This is a genomic window from Asinibacterium sp. OR53 (assembly GCF_000515315.1).
Classification (GTDB): Bacteria; Bacteroidota; Bacteroidia; order Chitinophagales; family Chitinophagaceae; genus Sediminibacterium.
The window spans coordinates 2059761-2081866 of record NZ_KI911562.1 but is presented as its reverse complement, the minus strand read 5'-3'; the positions used below and the strand labels follow the sequence as shown (position 1 = coordinate 2081866).

The following is a 22106-nucleotide window of genomic DNA, read 5'->3' as shown; positions in this document are numbered from 1 at the left end:
GTGCGATGGGTTAGTATAATGAAGCATTCATTTTTTTATTAAATTCTCAAAATTAATGTGTGTATGAAAAAAGTGTTTGTAAGAAGAAATGTTATTTACAGTACATTCTGTTTTTTACTTCTGCTACTTACTGTTTCAGCTATTGCACAAGATGGCAATGCTGGTATTAATGAAGCCAACACAAAAGTGAGAAGCTACTTTGCTGCCGGGGTAAACCTTATGTACGCTGTAGGCGCTATTGTCGGTTTAATCGGAGCCGTAAAGGTTTATCAAAAGTGGAACAGTGGCGACCATGATACAGGTAAAGTAGCAGCGGCCTGGTTTGGAAGTTGTGTATTCCTGGTGATAGTAGCCACCGTTATCCGCTCATTCTTTGGTGTATAAAACCATTTTGTATGAAAGAAATCTTAATTGGCAAATTACTGGAGTATATCAGGGATAACAATCCTGATATACTCTTTGCATTGGAAGCAGAAGACAGACTCCGTGTTTGGCTGTATAACAAGGTAAGTACCGCCGGGCCACTAATAAAACAGTTAAAGAATAACAGTCAGCCAGAATATATAATTGCAGAAACCTGCCTTCGGGAAATAACAAAGGAACTGCGGCCATCGAGATATAATTACATCCTGCATATCCTTGAAGAAGAATTTGAAAATAACTACAAAAAACTCTTGCAATCGGGTTTACTTCAGCATGAGGTTATTAATATGATTAACTACTGCAACTCTACTTTTGATGACCTGGTATTTGCTGAAGAAACTGAGGACAATCAGTTTATCCACTATGCCATAACCGGCGCAGTAAGTGAATATCTGGAAAGTAACCGAGTGAATGAATCTGTGAGCAATGAGTTACAACAGTCAGCAGAAACTTAAAAACAATATCGAAGCTATTCGGATTGCTTTAGACTGGTCGGCAGAAAACAAATTGACTGCTGACCGGCTTTCTGCATTAAAGAAGTATTCAGGTTTTGGTGGCTTAAAAGCAGTTCTGTTTCCAAAAGCTACTAAGGAAGAATGGAAGAAGCAAAATGCATCGAAAGAAGATTTAAAACTTTATCCGCAGATAATGGAGCTGCATCAGTTATTGCAGCAAAAACTTGCGGATAAAGAGTATAAGAATGCAATTGATTTAATACGAAACAGCATTCTTACTGCCTTTTATACTCCCGAAATAATTCCACAATCCCTATTTGCTGTTCTTAAGGAACGGGGCATTGAGCCTGCTGCTATGTATGAACCAAGCAGTGGTGCTGGTGTGTTTGCAACCGAAGCTGTTGCAGCATTTCCATCATTGCAACAAATCAATGCTGTTGAGAAAGACTTTCTTACCGGTAAAGTATTAAGAGCACTAAGCAGTTCGTTACCTCTTCCTGTTTCGGTTCAAATAAAAGGCTTTGAAGATACCCCGGCTTCTGAAAATGGAAAATATGATTTAGTCGTCAGCAATATTCCCTTCGGCAATTTTAAGGTGTATGATGAAAGCATACAAGAAAAAGGACTAACAGATAAGATTCACAATTACTTTTTTGCAAAAGGGCTTGATAAATTAAAGGACGGTGGCTTGTTGGCTTATATTACTACCGATGCCTTTCTCAATAACCCGTCTAACCAAGTTGCCAGGGAATATCTTTTTAATAGTGCTGATTTCATTAGTTTGAATGTACTGCCCGACAACCTGATGAAAGATACTGGCAATACAGAAGCACCAAGCCATTTGCTGATTGTTCAAAAAAATCAAGCCAAACAATCTCTTTCAAAAGAAGAAAAGCAGTTGGTTAAAACTGTTGAACAACAAAATGAATTTGGCGACTATCAGCATAATCAATACATCGTTCTTCATCCTGAAATTATTTTAGGCAACCAGATAAAACCCGGCAAAGACCAATACGGGAAAGCACATGAAGTTATCTGGCAGACTGGTGACATAAAACTTATTGCACCGAAACTGGCTGAAACAGTTGCAAAAGGAATTGATGCAAGATTTAATAAAGAGGCCTTCAGGCAACAGATAAAACAAGTTCCAAAGCAAACAGGTACACAACTTACCTATACGGATATGCCGGAAAATAAGCCAGACAACAGTTCTGTGCAATTAGGATTATTTGATGCCGGTGCCTCTAATAACTTAAACAGGGCTTCAGCTTATATCAATCCGCTGGATGCTGCTGTAATTGATAAAAAGACAGCAAGGATTTTAAACATCATCCGCTCTAAGGACAAACCGCAGCATGAATTGGTTGTTTTAATGACGGCAAAGTCAACTGCCTTCAAGCAATATGTATATAAACTTTACTCCAATGCAGAAGAAATAAAGTTCTCCACTAACTGGATGAATGCTTCGTTGCTTCAGCATGAATTGGCTGGCTTAACCAATTCACTAAAAAAATATGACCAGCAATTTTACAATGATGGTGACGCAGTGTTTCATGTTTCGATAGGCGATGATGATAAACTGGAAACTTTAAGAGACATAAATCCATTTTATAAAGAAGGAACGCTGATTGTACATAACAACAGGGTTGGCTTTGTTTCTTATCTGGCATCCGATGATAAGAAGCCGGTTTTTATGCCCAGCCTGCAGGATAAAAAAGACCTCGGCTTTTATCAGCAATACACCAACATCAGGGATATGTATTTATCTCTTATGGAAAAAGAAAACTCGGGTATTGCAGCAGATGAAAATTTGAGAAAAGATTTAAACGAGGGGTATGAAGCATTGATAAAAGGGTATGGACTTTTAAACTCAGCCGCTAACCGGCAAAGGATTCTTAAAGATGAAGCATTTGGACTTACCATGCTTTCCTCAATTGAACGAAAGGAAGGGGAACAGTTTATTAAGTCTGATATTCTTACTCAGTCTTTATTACCGAAACAGGAAGTTTATGTAACCGATAATCCTTTGGAAGCCCTGGCAAAAAGCCTGAATGATAAGGGCAAGGTGGATATAGAGTTTATTGCTGCGGCAACAGACGGTACAGAACCTGAAACCATCGCCGCTTTGGGCAACCATATTTACATAAATCCGGCTAACAATGAATGGGAAACAGCCGACCAGTTTCTAAGCGGTAATGTGGTGAGTAAGCTACGGGTAGTGTCAGAAGCAGCTGAGAAGAATCCAGATAATCTGCAATTGTTTAAAAGCTTTTCTGCTTTACAAAAAGTACAGCCTGAAAAAATACCTTTTGAATTGCTTGATTTTAATTTGGGTGAAAGGTGGATACCAATTGACTATTACAGCCGCTTTGCCTCACATTTGTTTGAACTGAATACAGAAGTAAAATATTTTTCCTCTTTAGATACTTTCAAAGTAAATGCAAAGCTCACCAATGCCAAAATCAACCAGGAATATGCTGTTACTACAAAATCCGGCCGCCCAACTTATGGCGATGCCTTATTGGAATATGCTTTAGAAAATACTACGCCGTTCTATTCTTATGAAATTGAGGTAGCTGGCAAAAGCACCCGTGTGCCGGATAGTGAGGCTATTCAATTAGCACATCAAAAAATAGAATCTATACGCAACGGCTTTATTGATTGGTTAAAAGAGTTACCGGCGAATGACAAAAAGGAATTAGAGACCCTATATAACGATACGTTCAATTGCTATGTGTTGAGAGAATATGATGGAACTCATTTGCAGTTTCCCGGATTGGATAAAAAAAGATTGAACATTGATGATTTGTACAGCTCACAAAAAAACTCTGTTTGGCGCATTGTACAAAACAGGGGTGCATTGATAGACCATGAAGTTGGTTTGGGAAAGACATTGACGATGGTAGTTGCTTCACATGAAATGAAACGGCTGAAGATTGTAAACAAGCCAATGATACTTGCACTCAAAGCGAATGTGCGCCAGATTGCAGAAACTTACAGAAAAGCATACCCCAATGCAAGAGTATTGGCTCCTGACGAAAATGATTTTACTCCGGCCAAACGACTTCGATTATTTAATGAAATCAAAAACAATAATTGGGATTGCATTATTCTTACGCATGACCAGTTTGGAAAAATTCCCCAAAGCCCGGAAATACAAAAGCAAATATTTGAAGCAGAACTTAGTAATGTAGAAAGGGATTTGCATACAATAAAAGAAACGGGTGGTGAGATTAGCAGACGAATGCTGAAAGGTCTGGAAATCCGCAAAACAAATCTTGGGGTTAAACTTCAGGAATTACGAAAAGGTATTGAAGAAAAGAAAGATGCAGGTGTCACCTTTCTGGAATTGGGTATTGACCATTTATTTGTAGATGAAGCACACAAGTATAAAAATCTTACCTACACCACAAGGCATGACCGGGTAGCCGGGTTGGGCAATAAAGAAGGAAGCCAGAAAGCATTAAATATGCTGTTTGCTGTTCGGGAATTGCAAACAAGATTTAACAGTGACTTGTGTGTTACTTTTTTATCAGGCACACCAATTAGTAACAGCCTTACAGAAATGTACCTGCTCTTTAAGTATCTGCGGCCAAAAGAAATGGAACGGCAGCGGATTGAAAACTTTGATGCCTGGGCTGCTGTGTTTGCAAAAAAGACAACCGACTTTGAATTTTCTGTTACCAATGAAATTATTGCGAAAGAAAGGTTCAGGCATTTTATAAAAGTGCCGGAACTGGCGTTGTTTTATAATGAGATTACTGATTATAAAACAGCCAAACATATTAACCTTGATAAACCGGAAATTGATGAGCAGTTAATCAATATTCCACCAACACCAGAGCAACAGGAATTTACAAAACTATTGATGCAGTTTGCTAAAACAGGTAATGGTGAATTAATTGGCAGGCCAAGACTCAATGATGAAGAAGACAAAGGCCGTATGCTGATTGCAACGAACTACGCAAAAAAGATGGCGGCTGATATGCGGCTGATTGACTCCGGTAAATACAGCGACCATCCAAATAATAAAATAAACGTTTGTGCCAGGAAGGCTGCAGAGATATATGAGCAAAGTAAAGACCACAAAGGCACTCAAATTATCTTCTGCGATATTGGTACACCCAAACCTAATGAATTTAATATCTATGATGCCCTTAAAGAAAAGCTTATTACTGATTTTAAAGTCAATGCAAATCATATCACTTTCATTCACGACTGGACAGATAAGCAAAAGCCGGAACTATTCCGAAAGATGAACAATGGTGACATCAGGATTTTATTGGGCAGTACGGAAAAAGCAGGCACAGGATTAAACGTACAAGCGAAGGTAGTTGCCATGCACCATTTGGATATTCCCTGGAAACCATCTGAACTGGAACAAAGGGACGGTCGTGGCGCCAGGCAGGGAAACATTGTTGCCAAAGAATTTTATAATAACAAGGTGAAGAATTTTATTTATGCTGTTGAGCAATCGTTAGACAATTACAAATTCAACCTCTTGAAGAATAAACAAACCTTTATCAGCCAGATGAAAAACTGCGAACTGAACGTAAGAACGATTGATGAAGGAAGTATTGATGAAAAAAGCGGCATGAATTTTTCTGAGTACATTGCCATTTTATCAGGTGATACAACGCTGCTGGAAAAATCAAAAATGGAAAAGAAGATAGCGGTTTTAGAAAGTTTACGCAATGCCCACCATAAAGAAACATTTCGGTCAAGGTTTAAATTAGAAAATCTGCAGGAAGAAAAAGGTAAAACGTTTCAAACATTAGAGAAACTGAGTATAGATGAAAAGCAATACAAAAGTCAGCTGCAGTACGATAAAGACGGAATTAAAATTAATCCTGTTCGCCTTGACGGTCTAAATAGTACAGATTCAGAAACTATCGGCAACCATTTAATCCGTCTCTACACAGCCTGGAAACCTGATATTGGCGAAGATGATAATAAAAAGATTGGAGAACTGTATGGCTTTGGTTTATTTATCCGCAGGCAAAAAGAAACCTACGAAGACAAAGGCATGTTTGAATACAAATACAGCAATGTGTTTTATGCTGAAAGTAAAAAGAGTGGTATTAAGTATTCATGGAACCAGGGTCATATTAATATTGATAATCCAAAGCTGGCTGCCCGGTATTTTTTAAATGCTATTGACCGGGTTGATTCATTGAAAGAAAAATATCAAAAAGAACTCAACGAACTAAATCAAAATATTCCAATGCTGGAGAAGATTGTGACAAAACCATTTGATAAGGAAGATGAACTGGCACAATTGAAGAAAGATGTTTCCAGATTGGAAAGAGAGATTAGTATTAAGATACAGGCCAACCAGATTAAACAGCATGATATTACTGATACAACCCCTGAAACCCCGGTCGTGAAAATGGACCCTGACACACCAAAAAATAATAAAAGCCTGTTACCAAAGAAAAAAACGGAAGATGTCAAAGTAAAGGGTATGAGGATTTGAACCCCCGTAGTCCTACCTTACTTACCTGCCTTAATTATATTTTGGAAAACTATTTGCTGCATTTGTTCTTTAAATAATCATGTCAAACTCCGTATATCAAATCAACAAAGGCATTAACCGCAGTATTGAGTTCAAGGGCTTGAAAGCCCAATATATCTGGTACCTGGGTGGCGGCTTAGTAGTGTTGCTGATACTTTTTGCAATACTCTACATCAGCGGCCTGGGTATCTTCTTTTGTCTCCCTTTTATTGCTGTACTTACTACCGCCTTATTTATGCGTATCTATAAACTCAGCCGGACTTATGGTGAATATGGTATGATGAAAAAGACTGCCCGCCGCTCAGTACCGGATGTGATAAAGAGTTATTCAAAAGTGAAACTGAAAAAGATGTTGCTGAATGAAAAATCTGAATGATATATTGCCGGTTTATGCTATTGAAAATAATGCCATCCTTTCCAAAATGGGTGATGTAACAGTTGTATTTGAAGTGCAGTTGCCCGAACTGTTTACAATGAGCAATGACGAATACGAAGCTTTTCATCATGCCTGGATAAAGGCAATAAAAGTATTGCCGGTAAATACAGTGTTGCATAAACAAGATTGGTTTACCGAAGCAAAGTATAAACCTTCATTTGTTCAGGAAGACAATAGTTTTCTTACCCGGAGCAGCGACCGTTTCTTTAATGAACGGCCTTACTTAGACCATCGCTGCTACATCATGCTAACTAAGAAGCCAGCTAACAGAAAAAACGCATCTTCTATTTTCAGCAGCTTACTAAGAAGAACAATTGTACCGGAAGAAACATTGCAGCCAAAGCACTTCCATGATTTTATGAACCATGTCGGGCAGTTTCAAAAAATATTAACCGACAGTGGTTTTATCAGCATGAGGCAAATTGAAAATAACTCACTGGCTGATTCTATACTTCATTATCTCAACTTAGGTAATGATTCAGTTCTGCTGAGAGATATTGAATTTAAACCTGAATGGAAGATTGGTGAAAATCATTGCCAGCTTTATACAATGGCCGATGCTGAATTTGTTCCTGCTTTATGCGGCTCAAGAATAAACTATGATAGATATTCAACAGATAAAACAAAGTTCAGTGTAGGCTTTGCTTCACCCATCGGCCAGTTGCTTTCTTGCAATCACATCTATAACCAGTATGTATTTATTGAGGATGTACAGAAAACAATGCAGAAATTAGAAAGTAAAAGATTGCGGTTGCAATCACTTTCTGCTTATAGCCGGGAGAATGCCATCAGCAAACAGGCGACAGACGATTTTTTGAATGAAGCTATCAGTGAGCAGAGGTTACCAGTTAAGGCTCATTTTAATTTACTGGCATGGACAGATAACAAAGAAGAATTGAAAAACATCAGAAACTTGTGTTCTTCAGCACTTACGCAAATGGATGCTACACCTAAATTAGAAACTGAAGGTTCAGCTCAAATCTATTGGGCAGGCATCCCCGGCAATGCTGCCGACTTTCCCATGAATGATACTTTCGATACGTTTAGCCCACAGGCCTGTTGTTTCTTCAATTTGGAAACCAACTACCGTTCTTCTGTCAGCCCCATCGGCATTCGGCTTGGCGACCGGCTTAGCGGCAAGCCTATTCATGTGGATATTTCGGATGAACCGATGGATAAAGGCATCTGCACCAATAGGAACAAGTTCATCCTGGGCCCGTCTGGCAGTGGAAAATCCTTTTTTACAAACCACATGGTAAGGAGCTACTATGAAAAAGGCACACATATTGTGCTGGTAGATGTGGGCCATAGCTACAAGGGTTTGTGTGATATGGTGAATGGGTATTATTTCACTTACTCTGAAACCAAGCCTATAAAGTTTAACCCATTTTATATTGGTGAAGGCGATATCCTTGATACGGAAAAGAAGGAAAGCATCAAGACATTGTTATTGGCCCTTTGGAAAAAAGATAATGAAACCTTTAACCGCAGTGAATATGTAGCTCTTTCAAATGCGTTACAATTATATTTTGAGAAAGTTGAGAATGACACAAACATTTTTCCCTGCTTTGACAGTTTTTATGATTTTCTGAAAGAAGAATTTGTAATTGTGCTCAAAGGCGACAATGTAAAAGATAAAGATTTTGATGTGTCCAATTTTTTGTATGTACTGCGGCCATATTACAAAGGTGGTGAGTTTGATTACCTGCTGAATGCAAAAGAAAACCTGGATTTGCTGCAGCAACGGTTTATAGTATTTGAATTAGATAATATCAAAGACCATCCGATTTTGTTCCCGGTGGTAACCATTATCATTATGGAAGTATTTATTTCCAAAATGAGAAAGCTGAAAGGCATCCGCAAGATGATACTGATTGAGGAAGCCTGGAAAGCAATTGCAAAAGAAGGAATGGCTGAGTATATAAAGTATCTTTTTAAAACAGTGCGAAAGTTCTTTGGTGAAGCTATTGTGGTAACACAGGAAGTAGAAGACATTATCAGTTCGCCTGTAGTAAAGCAGGCAATTATTAATAACAGCGATTGTAAAATACTGTTAGACCAAAGCAAGTATCAAAACAAATTTGACCAGATACAGGAATTGCTTGGGCTAACAGAAAAAGAAAAAGCATTGGTATTGTCTATAAATAAAGCCAATGACCCGACAAAAAAATACAAAGAGGTCTTTATTTCTTTGGGTGGGGTGTTAAGCAAAGTCTATCGTACAGAAGTATCGCCGGAAGAGTACCTGGCTTACACAACTGAGGAAAAGGAAAAAGTGAAAGTACAGGCTTATGCTGCAAAGTTTGGCGGGGATATTGAAAAGGGGATTAAGGCTTTAGCAGATGAGATTATTCACTTTAAAAACTGATAGTATGAAAACAGTATTGCTCATTTTCCTCACTACATTTTTTATTGCCGGATGTAATACAAAAGGCAAAGATGAAATTATGGAATTTATACCCGGCACCTATGTAAGAGCCGGGCAAAATGAATTCGGAAAAGAGTTTGACACTCTTGTAATTTCTCTTCAAAATCAATCGGCAAAAGAATATAAAATCCAGAACCGTTGGCATTATATCCGCCAGGTAGAAGGCGAAGCCAATGTTCCTGAATATAAAGTGAAAGAAACATCAGGAATTTACAATGCTGAAACAAAATTGCTGGAAGAGGCAGAAACTTTAGACCATTATTCATTTGATATAAAGGAGAAAGCACTATTTGATGGAACCAATAAGTTTAAAAAAATAAAATAGAGAATTATGAAAAAAATATTGGCAGTCGTGGGGTTGAGCATGTGCTGTATGTTTTTGCCAATACAGGAAACTAAAGCACAAATTCCTATTGTGGACATTATTAAGGCAGCAGTTAAAAAAGTAATTAAAGCTCTCGACCTTCAGATGCAGCGGCTGCAGAATAAAACTATCTGGCTGCAAAACGCCCAAAAAACACTGGAGAATAAGATGAGCCAGTTAAAACTGAATGAGATTAAAGATTGGGTAGAGAAGCAGCGGAAATTGTATGACGACTATTTTAAGGAACTGTGGAAAGTAAAAGCTGCACTGGCTTATTACAAACGGGTAAAGGATATTATTGAAAGGCAGGTGCAGATGGTGAACGAATATAAAGGCGCCTGGGCAATTTTTAAGCAAGATAAAAACTTTACTGCCGAAGAGTTGGATTATATGTACAACATCTATTCCGGCATGATGGATGAAAGCCTGAAAAGCATTGACCAGTTGTTTTTAGTGGTAAATGCCTTTACCACACAAATGAGTGATGCAAAGCGGCTGGAAATTATCAATACAGTTTCGGATAACCTGGAGCAGCAGTACGTTGATTTAAAAGATTTCAATAATCAGAATAAGATGCTGAGTATTCAACGGGCAAATGAGTTGGGAGAGATTGAATATGTAAAAAGACTGTACGGTTTAAGCCGTTAGCCCAAAAATATTGTGAAGAGTGAAAATGTGAAGTATGAAGAAAATAATGATATTGGTAACAGTAGGCTTGTTTGCCTTTCATTCATCAAATGCACAAACCACAGATGAATGGCTTAATCAAAAGTCAACCCAAAAGAAATATCTGCTCCAACAAATTGCCGCATTGCAGGTTTATATTGGCTATGCAAAAAAAGGTTACACCGTTGTAACCAGTGGAATAAATACTATCCGCAACATTAAAAACGGGGACCTCAACCTGCACCGGGATTTCTTTAACCGGCTCAAAAATGTAAATCCTGCTATCCGCAGGTATGCTAAAGTGGCGGATATAATTGCTTACCAGGTAAAAATCATCAAGCAAACAAAAATGACCCTGCAGCAAATAAAGGAAACAAAACAGTTTACAGAAACTGAAGTTGATTATTGTAAACAGGTATTTGATAACCTCCTGGATGAATGTATAAAAACTGTGGATGAATTAATATTGGTTACAACATCGGGCAATTTGGAAATGAAAGATGATGAAAGGCTGAAACGGATTGATAGTTTATATGCCGATGTACAGGATAAATATTCCTTTGCCTGCTCCTTTAGTGACGATATGGGCATACTGGCCGTACAGCGATTGGGAGAGCAGATGGAAATAAACCGTTCTAAACTTATAAATGGAATAAAATGAAAAAACTGATTGTGATTATGATTATGTGCAGCATGAGTGTTCAACTAAATGCACAAAGCGATGAAGTGCAGCAACTGTTGCTTAACATTGAAAAGCTGGCGCAGTTTAAAAAGATTTTAAAGAACATGAAAAATGGTTACCAAATCATTTTTAAAGGATATACTGCTGTTAAAGATATATCGCAAGGAAATTTTAACCTGCATAAAACCTTTTTAGATGGCTTGATGCAGGTAAGCCCTGCGGTTAAAAAATATAAACGTATTGCGGATATTATCAGCTATCAGCTTCGGATATCTAAAGAATACAAACTTGCCTTTAATAGGTTTAAAGAAGAAAAGCAGTTTACCGTTGATGAAATTGATTATCTCGGCAAAGTGTATGGTAACCTGTTTAATGAGAGTTTAAAAAGTCTTGATGAACTATCTATGGTCATTACATCAGGAAAGCTGCGAATGAGTGATGATGAACGGTTGCAGGCCATTGATAAGATATACCTGGCTGTAGAAGACCAGTATTCCTTTCTGAAAGACTTTACCAACAATACAAATATGCTTTCCCTTCAGCGAAAATCGGAACAGGCGCAGATTGAGATGTCACGAAAACTGTTCGGATTGAATAGATAAAATGGTTATTTACTTTTAAAGTTGTGAGTATGAAAATGTGTGTAAGAGTTGTTTGCATAGCAATCGTAGTGTTGCTGATTCCCCATTTAGCAGAGGCCCAGGGAATGGCAAACCGCATTCGCAGCCTGCATGAAGTGCTGGAGAAGTTGTATGATGATATGATGCCACTTTGCAGCCGTTTAATTGGCGTTGGCAGAGGTATTGCCGGCTTTGCCGCTACCTGGTATATTGCATCGAGGGTGTGGGGGCATATTGCAAGAGCGGAACCTGTGGACTTTTATCCTTTGTTCCGGCCATTTGTGCTGGGCTTCGCAGTATTAATCTTTCCATCAGTTATTGCTATGATTAACGGGGTAATGAAGCCCACAGTTACCGCCACTGCAGCAATGGTAACCGACTCAGATAAAGCCGTTGCAAAGCTGCTGGAGATGAAAGAAGAAGCCATAAAGAAAACAGCTTACTGGCAAATGTATGTTGGACCAAATGGCTCCGGTGACAGAGACAAATGGTATAAGTATCACTACGCTGATAAAAAAGAAGGCTGGCTGAAAAGCATTGGCAACGATATTAAGTTTGCTTTCTCCAAATTCTCTTATAATTTTCGTAATTCCATTAAACAATGGATGAGTGAAGTACTTAAAGTACTTTTTGAAGCTGCTGCACTTTGTATAAATACCATCCGGACGTTTTATTTAATTGTATTGGCAATACTTGGGCCTTTGGTCTTTGGCATTGCTGTGTTTGATGGTTTTCAGCATACACTTACTGTTTGGATAGCCCGTTATCTAAATATTTTTTTATGGTTACCAGTTGCAAATATCTTTGGCGGCATTATGGGTAAAATTCAAGAGAATATGCTGAAGGAAGATTTGCAGCAGATAGCAACAAACGGAGATACCTTTTTCAGCACAACAGATACAGCTTATTTAATTTTCATGATTATCGGCATCATCGGTTACTTTACCGTTCCATCGGTTGCCAATTATATCATTCATGCCGGTGGCGGCAATACACTGTTGTATAAGGTAACCAATATGATGAGCACTTCTGCCCGTACTGTAGCTGCAGGCGGCGCTTCTATGACAAGGGATGCACTGGGTGGTGGGTATAATAAAATTGCCAATAGTATGGCCGATGCAGGCGCATCACAAGGATATTTTAAAGAAGGTAATAACGGTAGCGGAAGTAATTATATGAAAGATAAACTGAGTGGCAAAACATAACTATAACTTTCCAATATTTGTTTGAATGATATTCATTATTTCATCAAAAGGTATCTGGCCTTTGTAGTAAAGCTTATTTGTTTTTTCATATCGCTTCTTAAATGCATCCCTTAGTACAGCATCAGATAAAAGAAAAGCCTGATTTTCTGCAACCGGTATAGCAAAATCTTTTGCAGGAAACCGTTTCTTTTTATGGGCCTTGTATTCTTCCGTGTCAATAAATTGTTGCACCTGTTCATTTTTTAACAGGCAGGCCACATCATAGTACTGCCGCATATAATTGGGCCGTTCTGTGTTGTCTTCCTGTTCCTGACGAAATTTTGTTGCAATAGTTTGCAACTTCTCTACAAAAGTATAACCGGGGTGGTAGCAGGTAATGTCCACCGCCCGGTTATCATTGATTTTTATACCACCATTACCGGCAGCTTCATCATAAGCCCAGGAACTTATTGTGAGGTTGCTGTTAGGGGTTACTGTATCAAAACCTGCTTCCAGTAATATTCCTTCTTTTACACCTTCTATACTTTCTGTTTTGCTTTCATACAAAAGCCTGATGCCACCGCTACGATAATATGCTTCATCATCAAACGCTGTATCTCTCCTTATAGAAACAACACCATCAATTTTTATATTCTCCGCAAGCCAGTCATAATATTTCTTTCTCGATGTAATATGGCCGGGTTTTGTTTTAGCCGGATTTTCTTCAACACCTAATGCTGCCGGTGGCTTTATATGAATGTCTATATCCTCAGAAAACCGGTCTATTATTTTATACCCTTTTGATAAAGAGGTTCCTCCTTTTAGTTCAAAATCCAATCCCTGTTTCTTTAATCCATACAATACATGCATTATCCAGTAGTCCTTTTCAATAAGCCCGGGCAGGATGTTATTTTTATCTGCCAGTATATTCAGCAGGTCGGGAAAGTCTTTGTGATTATGCAGGTAACTATCAGGCATATTAAAGTGTATGAGGCTGTAATAAGGGAGCAAACAGTTTCTTTGCCTTTACACTGCCATATTCCACTACTGAATGTTTCAGTTTTTTCTTATCCATCACTTCCACTTTGTCAGCTACTTTCTTTAATAGAACATTTCTGTCTTCAGCCAGTGATTCAAGGTTATTTACTAAATCAACCAATAAAAATTCGGGTGTTACTTTTTTAGGAAAGTGGGGCTTTATCTTAAACTGAAATGTTTTATTGCCCAGCTTAAACTCCCCATGGCGTTTATGATTATACACCGTTCTTAAATTATACAATTGGGTAGTGCCTACACCCAGGCTGTTATACACATTTGGTGTGGTAAGCAAAAAGCGATGGTCTTTTAAAAAACTTTCAACCAGCATATTTTCATCAGGCGGTGTTTTACCAAAAGCACTTTCTTTTGGGTAATAGTACAGCCCCTGAGACAGTTTTTGCAAAGTCCCTTCCTGCACCAATTCATCCAGGTGCCGGTCAACCGACTTAGACCAATTGGCCAGTTCTGTACGGCGGTAAACCCCACCTGGCTTTAATTGCCTTTTTAATTGCTGTAACCTGCTCATATATTGTTATTTACTGAACAAAAGTACAATAAGTTTTTGAAAAACAAATGAATATTGATGTAAATTTCATGCAAATTTGTATTTTATATATTGATTATCAAATTAATAGCATATTAGTTATTTAATTACTGGATAATTTCAGAAAGACAATGTTTTTAAGTCAAGCTTGTACTCTGAAAATATTTTCTGCCAAAATGATTTTACATTGTCAAAGAATTGGGTTCCTTCTTCAACTGCATAACTGTCTGTTTCGTTACCGCTATAAGAAAGCCAATTAAAACTTCCTTTTACATAATATTCATGGTCTTTAATTAAAATCTTTCTGTGAGAACCATGTCTATTTGGGAATGACTTTTGGAAGTGTGTTGGCAAATGCCAAAGAAAAAAGCGGTCTTTGTACTTTGCTCTTATGTTTTCAAGTGCCTCAAAAGTTTCTCTGTGTGGTAAATTTATCGGTCTTGAATCAATGCCGTAAGTAATAAACAGCTTTGTGTTTTTCTTTTCAAGAAAGAATTTTATTGCATCAAAATACTCCATTGTCGCTTTGCGAATCCAAGGACTTTCTATGTAAACTGCTAACTCGGCAGTGAGAAGAGCTTCTCTGATAAGTTCCTTATGCTCAAAAGTTGAAATGTCTTTGTATTCTCCTGCTAATTTCTTTTCCTGTTCAATCTCTTTACTTGAATCAATAAATTGGGCTTTAAATTCTTCAGTCAACTCCAATTCTTTAGAAAAGTCAAATAGAAATTTGTCTTTAGAAAATAGAGTAATAAGCGTTGCTGTTTCCGTTTTAAGAAACTTATTGTCGTTGCTATATGCTTTGATTTGAATTTTCTTTCCTGATAGGTCTTTAGGATAGTAGATTAAAATAAAAACGTTTTTAAACCTCGTAGCTGGTGGAAAAACAAAACTCCTTTTGAAATTTGCAAGGTCAACTATTTCTTTTTCACCGTAAGTTGATTTAGTAAAACATTTGTTTATCTCCATCCAGTTTTCCTGAACAAATTGAAAATCTACTTTAAGTGTAGAAGTAAGCCTGTTTTCTGATTTGGATAAATAGTCAATTGGTTGGTCGGAAATTGTTTGAGAAAACCCGTCAACAAAAAAGGTAAATTCTTCCTGGCTTGTTACAGGAATAAATTTTTGTTCTGCAACAAAAGCGTCTCCCTTTGCTGTTACTCTATACTTGTCTTCCTCCGAAATTGCAATCAAACCATTTTCAAGTAGTGTAAAAAGTTCATCCGATATGAAATCATTTATACTTACTCCGAGAAATTCTGCAAGCAAAATTTTGGTATCTAATCCGGCGTTAACGGATTCAAGCAAAAAAATGTGTAATTCTTGTAAAACATCATTAGGTTTTCCAGAAGCAATAATGTCAATCTTTGCTTCAATTATGGGATACCCAACTTCCAAAATATCGTTAAGAGAATAATCGTGCCCTAAATCTTCCTTGTATCTTTCAAAGAGTTCTTCTTGTTTCGAAATATTCTTTGTTTTCTTTACTGCAATATGCGGATTGGAAGAATGCTTATGAAACTTCTTCTTGTCGGGATGAGGCTGATGCCTAAATTTATCGTTGCCTCTTTTAGCCATAAAAAATATCGTTGGGGTTATCGTAAATAAATCCTGATTCGTGTAAATGAGATACAAACTCTTTAAGGAGTAATGGCTCGTTTGGATGTGCATTAAGCCATCTAAAACTTGGATTAACATTTAGAACATATTCAGCATCTCCAACCACAACCAGCAGCCGTGTCACCCTTGTGAGTGCAACATTAATTCTGTTCGGCATTTCAAGAAATCCCAATCCCGTATCGTCTTCTGATTTTCCGCTCCTTACAATGTCGTATATGATTATATCTTTTTCCGAGCCTTGAAAGCTATCAACAGTTGCAACAGTTAGATTTTTAGTAAGCGATAAGTTTTTAAAATTAAAGTTTTCAATCTCTGCAGATAAATATTCTGCTTGTTTTCCGTAACCCGTGATAACTCCAATTTCATAGCCGCCTTCTACAAATAAATCAGAGTAAGAATCCAGTTTAGTAAGAATTTCAAGAACTGTCTTTGCACTTACAGGATTGAATGAAGATTTACTTATGGGGTCTATTTCATGAAACCTATTTGGATATTTGTTTATGTCGCACATAAACATAGTGGTTGTTGCCTTTAGTTTTATTTCATGCCTTTTGCCGCTTCTGTCATTTGATTTGAGTTTGTTGCGATATACAAGTTTTGAAATGACATCGCCAATTTGTTTGGGCATTCTGAATTGCAAATCCAACATTTCTTTGAATTCTTCCGGCGAACCTTCAAACATCGTTTCAAATAAACTTGGTTTATCATAATAAACTTTGTCAAAATCAATCATTTCTCCATCATTATTCAACTTCGCTTCAATTTCTTCAATAACCTTTTTAGTTGCAGTTACAAGAGGGGGAAGTTGTTTGTGGTCACCCACTAAAATCAAATTATGAGCCATGTTTATCGGAACAAGGGTTTCAGCAGGTGTGGCTTTTGCGGCTTCATCCATTATAACATAGTCAAACTCAAAATTGAAATCTTTGTATTTTCCGGCTGCTATATGATTTGATGTTGCTCCTACAATGTTAATACTCGAAATGAACTTTGATTTGAGGGCATCATAATCCTCAATGTTTGAGAGAAGCGAATGCCATCTTCTTTTTAGCAAATCAAGTTTGTTCAATTGGGCATGTTTGGTGCCGAGATGTTTTGCCATTTCATTCTGAAATGCGACTTTGTTATTAATAAAGTCCTTAAGTCCTTCAAACCCTCGGGCAAATGCACCAGTCAGGATTTGTTTAAGGTTTCTTTTTGTTACCTCCCAATCTTGCTTTTTATTAACCTCTTGAACAATCAAGTTCAAAATTGGAGAATGCTTTTTCTCAGAACCTTCAACTCTCTTTTTAAGTTCAAGGAATTTTTTTTCGCTTGCACCTCTTGCATTTCTTGCCCAGAGATTTAGCTTGTTTTCAAAAGAGTGTTTGTTGATTTCTGTATCCTCAATATTTCTTCCTAAGCGAATAAAGCTGATTCCTTTAACTTTTGCCATTCGCTGAAGCACATTGTCCACTGCCAAATTAGTTTGTGATGTAATGAGGATTTTAGCTTGGTGGTCTTTCGCTAAAATCTGTCTGATAAGTTCGGTAATAACAGCTGTCTTGCCTGTACCTGGGGGACCTTGAATAATTGTGATTGGGGGTCGGTAAAGGGATTTAAGTATTGCATCCTTTTGGGCTGCTTCAAATTGTACTTTGTCTCCATTCTTGTCAGTTGAAATTACTTCAAGTTCTGCTATAATTTGCCCTGAACTATTTGCCAAGCTTTGCAAATTTTCTGGCTGAAACAGATATTTCCGTAAGTCTGAATTGGTAATATTGTCATTCTCGTAATTTTTGATTGCATTTATTTGACGCTTGTATTGAATCTCCAGTAAAGAGGTGTCCTCAACCAAAAAGCCTTTTGATGGGATTCCATCTTTTTTCTTTACATTAAAGTCTTTAACAAAAAGTAAATTTTTTGCTCTGACAAACTGTGTGCTGAAGCCAACACTTTCTTTCCCCTTTATTCCTGTTGCATCTGTTGTAGCTGATAAAGCCACTTCATTACCCTTTCTAAATGATGCTTGTGAACGTTTCAGAAAATTGTAAACATCTTCAAGGGATACTTTTTCATCAAGCACAATTTTAAAAGATGCTTCACTTGTTCCATGAACTTCAAAGTCAGAATACTTTACCCGAAAGGCATTGTTCCGCAAATAGTTTATTTCTTCGTTTAAAAGAGTCATGTAATTTCTTAGAACTTCTTTTGGTGTTCTGCTAAGAGTTTGCGGTGTAGATTCCTGTTTATCCTGAAATACTTTCTCCAAGTAATTGAAAACATCATAAAAGTTATCTATGTTGGTTTCGTGTGGTTCTGCTGAAATGAAGTTTATTCCTGTCAACTTTATTCCTTTCTGAAAAGTTCTTGAATGATTCTGTTTTTCATTTTCTTCTAATGAATCAATTTTCTTCAAGCCTATTACTTCAAGGCAATTTCCTTTGTTTGAAGAAAAACAGGTGTGAGCATAAAAATTTGTAGAGGAAATTCTTGCTGAAACATTTTTGAATTGCGGATGCCTGTTGTCATTTATTGAAATCGAAATGCCTTCAGAATTTGCTTCCCGTAGAAAATCCAGCAGATAATTCTTATCAGATGAATGAATCGCAAAAGGCTTTTCGGGAGTATGATTTATTACTTCAAAAAGTTTGTTAATTGAGTTTCGTAATTCAGAGTAACGGAAATATCTTTCTTCAGGTTCTGTTGCAAAGGATTTTTTGAAAACTGTTGCAAAATCAATTAAGCCTTCATTTGAAATTATGTTTTTGTAAAGTGTTATAACTTTTTGAAGCCTATTCTCATTATTCTCATCGTCGTAAAACAGCTTGTGTCCTAAAAGGGAATAAAGCATACAGAGAGACAATGAATAAAAATCCGTTCGTGCTTGCAGTCGGTTTTCCTCCTTCTTGATTAATTCTGGTGGTGAAAATTTATTACTGAATTCATTTTCCGATGGTCGCTTTGAAATTGTATGTTCAAGAATTGAAATTCCGAAGTCAATAATTACTGGATTTTCATCTTCCTTTATTAGAATATTTCTAGGATGAAGGTCTTTATGAAAAATGTTTTTCAATGCAGCTTGCTCAAGTGCATCTGAACAGTTATACCAAACCTGCAAAATATATTTTAAATATCGGGGAGAAACCTGATTTTCATTATTTACAAAATCTTCAAGTGATTTTTGATTTTCAATCTTCTCCAAAATGATAAAGTATGTTCCAGTATTCTCGTCACACCCAGCATCAATTACCTTGTTGATATATTCGCTGTTTATCTTTTTGAGGTGTCTTGCGACATTATTAAACTGTCTGGTAGCAGAACTACCTGAATCCAAATTCTTCGGAACTTTTGCAAAGTAGGTTTTAGCATCAGGTCCTTGCACATCAAAGACAAATGCATTGTTGGTTTCAACAACTTCGCTCACTCTGTCATAGGCTCCTAGCCTGTCAAATTTCTCTCCCATTTAATAAAAATAAAAGTATAGATATACTGGAGGAGTGAACCTCAAGTAATGTAGTTTATATGGCTGACTTATAATTTATGATTATATGCGAACTTAAAGTTATTCAATTTCGCATGAACACCCAAATGACTACCGAAGCTGAGTAATAGTTCGAAATCTATTACTAAAAGAATATTTATATATTCTAAACGGTAGTTAGCCCTACCTCCCTTACCCTATCATTCTCCTTCTTGGTAAAGTAATTGCAGAATATCCAATTGTGGGTTTAGAAAAATGTGAGCAATGTTTCAAAAAACGAAAAATATAGATACCGCTTTCAGGTATATCCGTTTCTTCAGCCTGGCTTTTTTAGCAGCCTGTGTGCTTATATCAGTTTTCATTGCTTACAAAAGCTACCAGCTTTCGTCACAATCTCAGAACAAAGTTTTTATACTGGCAAACGGCAAAGCATTAGAAGCTTATGCTGCCGACAGAAAAGATAATATTCCAGTGGAAGCAAAAGACCATGTAAAAATGTTTCATCATTTCTTCTTTTCTCTTGACCCGGATGATAAGGTTATTCAGGCCAACATTACAAAAGCATTATACCTGGCAGATAATTCTGCAAAGCAACAATATGATAACCTGAAAGAGAATGGCTATTACTCAAACCTCATTTCGGGCAACATCAGCCAGGAAATCATAATGGATAGCATCATTATTAATACAGATGTGTATCCATTTTATTTCAGGTATAAAGGGAAACAGAAAATTATTCGCCCCACTACCATTGTAACCAGGAATCTTATTACCGAAGGATACCTGAGGAATGTATCCCGGAGTGATAATAATTCACATGGTTTTTTAATTGAAAAATGGCGGACCCTGGAGAATACTGACATCAACATTCAAAACAGGTAGTATGTGGTTGTTCAAAAAGAAAAAGAAAGAGGTTCAATCAGATGATAAAACTACCGTGTCTGATAAAGTGGCTGGCAAAATTGCCGGTGTGGGCATTAAAGTACAACAGCTATTTGCAGAAAACATGAACAGGATATTTATGAAAACAGATTTTAAACGATTAAAACTAATACTGATAGTTTTCAGCGTTTGTGCAGGTGGCTACAGTATTTATCTTATTGTAAACAGTGTTTTCAGTCCTGAAAGAAAGCAGAAAGCTTTAGAAATACAGCAAATGGATATTCCAAAGCACTTTAATAAAACAGGAGATGAAACAGTAATGCCGGAGGCAACTATAGATGAACAAACTTATTTACAAATACAGGATTTTAGAAAATATATGGATAGTTTAAAATTGAACAGAACGAATGAATACGACAGCATTCTGCAAGCCCGGCCGGGTTTGATGGATAGTGTGCAGGTGCTGGAAAAAATTTATTTATCACAAAAACAAAAATGAAGTGTATGAGCAGTGTGCAAAGGTCGCAGGTCTTCCTGAGAAAAAGAAAAATGATGCTGGTGTTACCGCTACTGGTAATGCCATTTCTTACAATGGCTTTTTGGGCATTAGGGGGCGGAAAAAGTAATGAACCTGTTATTGCAAAGGAGCAAAAAGGCTTGAACCTAAATCTTCCTGATGCAAAAATGAAAGATGAAAACCTGACTGATAAGCTTAGCTTCTATGATAAAGCTGATAAAGATTCTGCTAAGATGGAAGAATGGATGCGGACAGACCCTTACTATCAGCAAAAACAGGATACCACTGTTTTACCTGTAAATGAACTGGAATTACTTACTCAAAATTCAGCAGGTAAATACAACCAGCGGCTGAACACTTCGCCGTATGAATATACTGGCAGCAATCCTGAAAAAAAGTTGATGGATAAGCTGGCGTTACTGCAAAAAGAAATCAATAAGCAGCCCGAAACTGAAACCACAACCAACAATGAAACAGGTATCACTAATCATGATGATGAATTTTCCAGCGAAGTAAAAAGGCTTGAAAATATGATGCTGGCAATGGATAAAACCAACACCGGCGACCCCGAGATGCAGCAACTAAACGGCACATTGGAAAAAATATTGGACATACAGCATCCGCAACGGGTTAAGGATAAACTTAAAGAAAAATCAATGCGGCAAAAGCAGGTCGTATTTGCCGTAACCACTTCACCCAAATTGGCAAACGTATCGTTGATTGATACAATGAAGAAAAAGTCAAACAGCTGCAATCAATTTTACGGAGTAACAAAAGAGAGTGAAGAAGCTACTGAAGGATTTGCAATTGAAGCGGTGGTGCACAGTAATCAATCATTGGTAAATGGTGCTGTTATCCAGTTACGCTTATTTACAGATGTGTTTATTAATGGGGTACTAATTCCTAAAGGCACACCAGTAAATGGCATATCATCGCTGAATAATGAAAGGCTGGAAGCAGAAATAAATTCCATCCGTTATAAAAATCAACTGTTCCCCGTGAAGTTAGAACTGTACGACATGGATGGTTTACCCGGCATTTACATCCCTGGTTCCATAAGCCGGGATGTGGCAAAAAACTCTGCTGACAACAGCCTGCAGTTAATGGAGCTAACCACTCTTGACCCTTCATTAAAAGCTCAAGCGGCGGCGGCAGGAATCAACACAGTAAAAAGTTTGATGAGCCGAAAAGTAAAGCAGGTGAAAGTGATGATAAAGGAAGGATATAAAGTGCTGCTGAAAGATAAAAATACTGAAACCGATTAATAAA

The 22106-nt window shown here is 37.2% G+C and carries 18 protein-coding genes; 13 read left to right on the top strand and 5 right to left on the bottom strand.

The annotated features are described in order from the left end of the window. Positions 1-63 precede the first annotated feature (63 nt). The 9 genes from SEDOR53_RS0109235 to SEDOR53_RS0109195 all read left to right on the top strand — a co-directional run bounded on the left by SEDOR53_RS0109235 (position 64) and on the right by SEDOR53_RS0109195 (position 11571). Entirely contained in the window at positions 64-384 is a 321-nt protein-coding gene (locus SEDOR53_RS0109235; protein WP_026769472.1) for a DUF4134 domain-containing protein, read from the top strand. A gap of 11 nt (positions 385-395) precedes the next feature. After that, complete coding sequence (locus tag SEDOR53_RS17575) at positions 396-878, top strand: hypothetical protein (protein WP_051416573.1); 483 nt, start codon at positions 396-398, stop codon at positions 876-878. After that, on the top strand, positions 850-6354 hold the full coding sequence (locus SEDOR53_RS0109225) for a helicase-related protein (RefSeq protein ID WP_026769471.1): 5505 nt from the start codon (positions 850-852) through the stop codon (positions 6352-6354). The genes SEDOR53_RS17575 and SEDOR53_RS0109225 overlap by 29 nt, the downstream gene beginning before the upstream one ends. 79 nt (positions 6355-6433) lie before the next feature. Further along, a complete protein-coding gene (locus SEDOR53_RS0109220) occupies positions 6434-6769 on the top strand; it encodes a DUF4133 domain-containing protein (protein WP_026769470.1) in 336 nt (111 codons plus the stop codon). Next, positions 6753-9197, top strand: coding sequence for a TraG family conjugative transposon ATPase (locus SEDOR53_RS0109215; RefSeq protein ID WP_026769469.1), 2445 nt, complete (start codon positions 6753-6755; stop codon positions 9195-9197). The genes SEDOR53_RS0109220 and SEDOR53_RS0109215 overlap by 17 nt, the downstream gene beginning before the upstream one ends. A gap of 4 nt (positions 9198-9201) precedes the next feature. Continuing rightward, positions 9202-9582, top strand: coding sequence for a hypothetical protein (locus tag SEDOR53_RS0109210; protein WP_037360920.1), 381 nt, complete (start codon positions 9202-9204; stop codon positions 9580-9582). 6 nt (positions 9583-9588) lie between these two features. Beyond that, entirely contained in the window at positions 9589-10269 is a 681-nt protein-coding gene (locus SEDOR53_RS0109205; RefSeq protein WP_026769467.1) for a hypothetical protein, read from the top strand. Between the two features lie 34 nt (positions 10270-10303). Beyond that, a complete protein-coding gene (locus tag SEDOR53_RS0109200; protein ID WP_026769466.1) occupies positions 10304-10948 on the top strand; it encodes a hypothetical protein in 645 nt (214 codons plus the stop codon). After that, positions 10945-11571, top strand: a complete 627-nt coding sequence (locus SEDOR53_RS0109195; protein WP_026769465.1) for a hypothetical protein — start codon at positions 10945-10947, stop codon at positions 11569-11571. The genes SEDOR53_RS0109200 and SEDOR53_RS0109195 overlap by 4 nt, the downstream gene beginning before the upstream one ends. 86 nt (positions 11572-11657) lie before the next feature. Here the strand turns inward: SEDOR53_RS0109195 and SEDOR53_RS19475 are convergent, their stop codons facing one another. After that, a complete protein-coding gene (locus SEDOR53_RS19475; protein WP_369751318.1) occupies positions 11658-11702 on the bottom strand; it encodes a hypothetical protein in 45 nt (14 codons plus the stop codon). Here SEDOR53_RS19475 and traJ point away from each other — a divergent pair. Then, positions 11688-12794 (top strand): conjugative transposon protein TraJ, encoded by a 1107-nt coding sequence (traJ, locus tag SEDOR53_RS0109190; protein ID WP_369751317.1) that lies wholly within the window; start codon positions 11688-11690, stop codon positions 12792-12794. The genes SEDOR53_RS19475 and traJ overlap by 15 nt on opposite strands. Here the strand turns inward: traJ and SEDOR53_RS0109185 are convergent, their stop codons facing one another. From SEDOR53_RS0109185 to SEDOR53_RS0109170, 4 genes are all read right to left on the bottom strand, one after another. Continuing rightward, the gene (locus SEDOR53_RS0109185; protein WP_026769463.1) at positions 12795-13751 is read right to left on the bottom strand and encodes a nucleotidyl transferase AbiEii/AbiGii toxin family protein; all 957 of its coding nucleotides are present in this window, start codon (positions 13749-13751) and stop codon (positions 12795-12797) included. A gap of 1 nt (position 13752) precedes the next feature. Continuing rightward, a complete protein-coding gene (locus tag SEDOR53_RS0109180; RefSeq protein WP_026769462.1) occupies positions 13753-14337 on the bottom strand; it encodes a DUF6088 family protein in 585 nt (194 codons plus the stop codon). Between the two features lie 138 nt (positions 14338-14475). Further along, a complete protein-coding gene (locus SEDOR53_RS0109175; RefSeq protein ID WP_026769461.1) occupies positions 14476-15933 on the bottom strand; it encodes a hypothetical protein in 1458 nt (485 codons plus the stop codon). Continuing rightward, positions 15926-19420 (bottom strand): AAA domain-containing protein, encoded by a 3495-nt coding sequence (locus tag SEDOR53_RS0109170; RefSeq protein ID WP_026769460.1) that lies wholly within the window; start codon positions 19418-19420, stop codon positions 15926-15928. Before SEDOR53_RS0109170 ends, SEDOR53_RS0109175 begins: the two co-directional genes overlap by 8 nt. A 282-nt stretch (positions 19421-19702) precedes the next feature. Between SEDOR53_RS0109170 and traK the strand changes: the two genes are divergently transcribed. Genes traK through traM form a run of 3 tightly spaced genes read left to right on the top strand, consistent with a single transcriptional unit; the run spans position 19703 to position 22102 of the window. Continuing rightward, the gene (gene traK, locus SEDOR53_RS0109165; RefSeq protein ID WP_026769459.1) at positions 19703-20320 is read left to right on the top strand and encodes a conjugative transposon protein TraK; all 618 of its coding nucleotides are present in this window, start codon (positions 19703-19705) and stop codon (positions 20318-20320) included. 1 nt (position 20321) lies between these two features. After that, complete coding sequence (locus SEDOR53_RS0109160; protein WP_026769458.1) at positions 20322-20819, top strand: hypothetical protein; 498 nt, start codon at positions 20322-20324, stop codon at positions 20817-20819. Positions 20820-20824: 5 nt separating this feature from the next. Continuing rightward, on the top strand, positions 20825-22102 hold the full coding sequence (gene traM / locus SEDOR53_RS0109155; RefSeq protein ID WP_026769457.1) for a conjugative transposon protein TraM: 1278 nt from the start codon (positions 20825-20827) through the stop codon (positions 22100-22102). Positions 22103-22106: the final 4 nt, after the last annotated feature.

Coding starts and splice junctions, on each gene's coding strand:
- SEDOR53_RS0109235 (WP_026769472.1), top strand. CDS start 64: ATGAAAAAAGTGTTTGTAAGAAGAAATGTTATTTACAGTACATTCTGT.
- SEDOR53_RS17575 (WP_051416573.1), top strand. CDS start 396: ATGAAAGAAATCTTAATTGGCAAATTACTGGAGTATATCAGGGATAAC.
- SEDOR53_RS0109225 (WP_026769471.1), top strand. CDS start 850: ATGAGTTACAACAGTCAGCAGAAACTTAAAAACAATATCGAAGCTATT.
- SEDOR53_RS0109220 (WP_026769470.1), top strand. CDS start 6,434: ATGTCAAACTCCGTATATCAAATCAACAAAGGCATTAACCGCAGTATT.
- SEDOR53_RS0109215 (WP_026769469.1), top strand. CDS start 6,753: ATGAAAAATCTGAATGATATATTGCCGGTTTATGCTATTGAAAATAAT.
- SEDOR53_RS0109210 (WP_037360920.1), top strand. CDS start 9,202: ATGAAAACAGTATTGCTCATTTTCCTCACTACATTTTTTATTGCCGGA.
- SEDOR53_RS0109205 (WP_026769467.1), top strand. CDS start 9,589: ATGAAAAAAATATTGGCAGTCGTGGGGTTGAGCATGTGCTGTATGTTT.
- SEDOR53_RS0109200 (WP_026769466.1), top strand. CDS start 10,304: ATGAAGAAAATAATGATATTGGTAACAGTAGGCTTGTTTGCCTTTCAT.
- SEDOR53_RS0109195 (WP_026769465.1), top strand. CDS start 10,945: ATGAAAAAACTGATTGTGATTATGATTATGTGCAGCATGAGTGTTCAA.
- SEDOR53_RS0109185 (WP_026769463.1), bottom strand. CDS start 13,751: ATGCCTGATAGTTACCTGCATAATCACAAAGACTTTCCCGACCTGCTG.
- SEDOR53_RS0109180 (WP_026769462.1), bottom strand. CDS start 14,337: ATGAGCAGGTTACAGCAATTAAAAAGGCAATTAAAGCCAGGTGGGGTT.
- SEDOR53_RS0109175 (WP_026769461.1), bottom strand. CDS start 15,933: ATGGCTAAAAGAGGCAACGATAAATTTAGGCATCAGCCTCATCCCGAC.
- SEDOR53_RS0109170 (WP_026769460.1), bottom strand. CDS start 19,420: ATGGGAGAGAAATTTGACAGGCTAGGAGCCTATGACAGAGTGAGCGAA.
- traK (WP_026769459.1), top strand. CDS start 19,703: ATGTTTCAAAAAACGAAAAATATAGATACCGCTTTCAGGTATATCCGT.
- SEDOR53_RS0109160 (WP_026769458.1), top strand. CDS start 20,322: ATGTGGTTGTTCAAAAAGAAAAAGAAAGAGGTTCAATCAGATGATAAA.
- traM (WP_026769457.1), top strand. CDS start 20,825: ATGAGCAGTGTGCAAAGGTCGCAGGTCTTCCTGAGAAAAAGAAAAATG.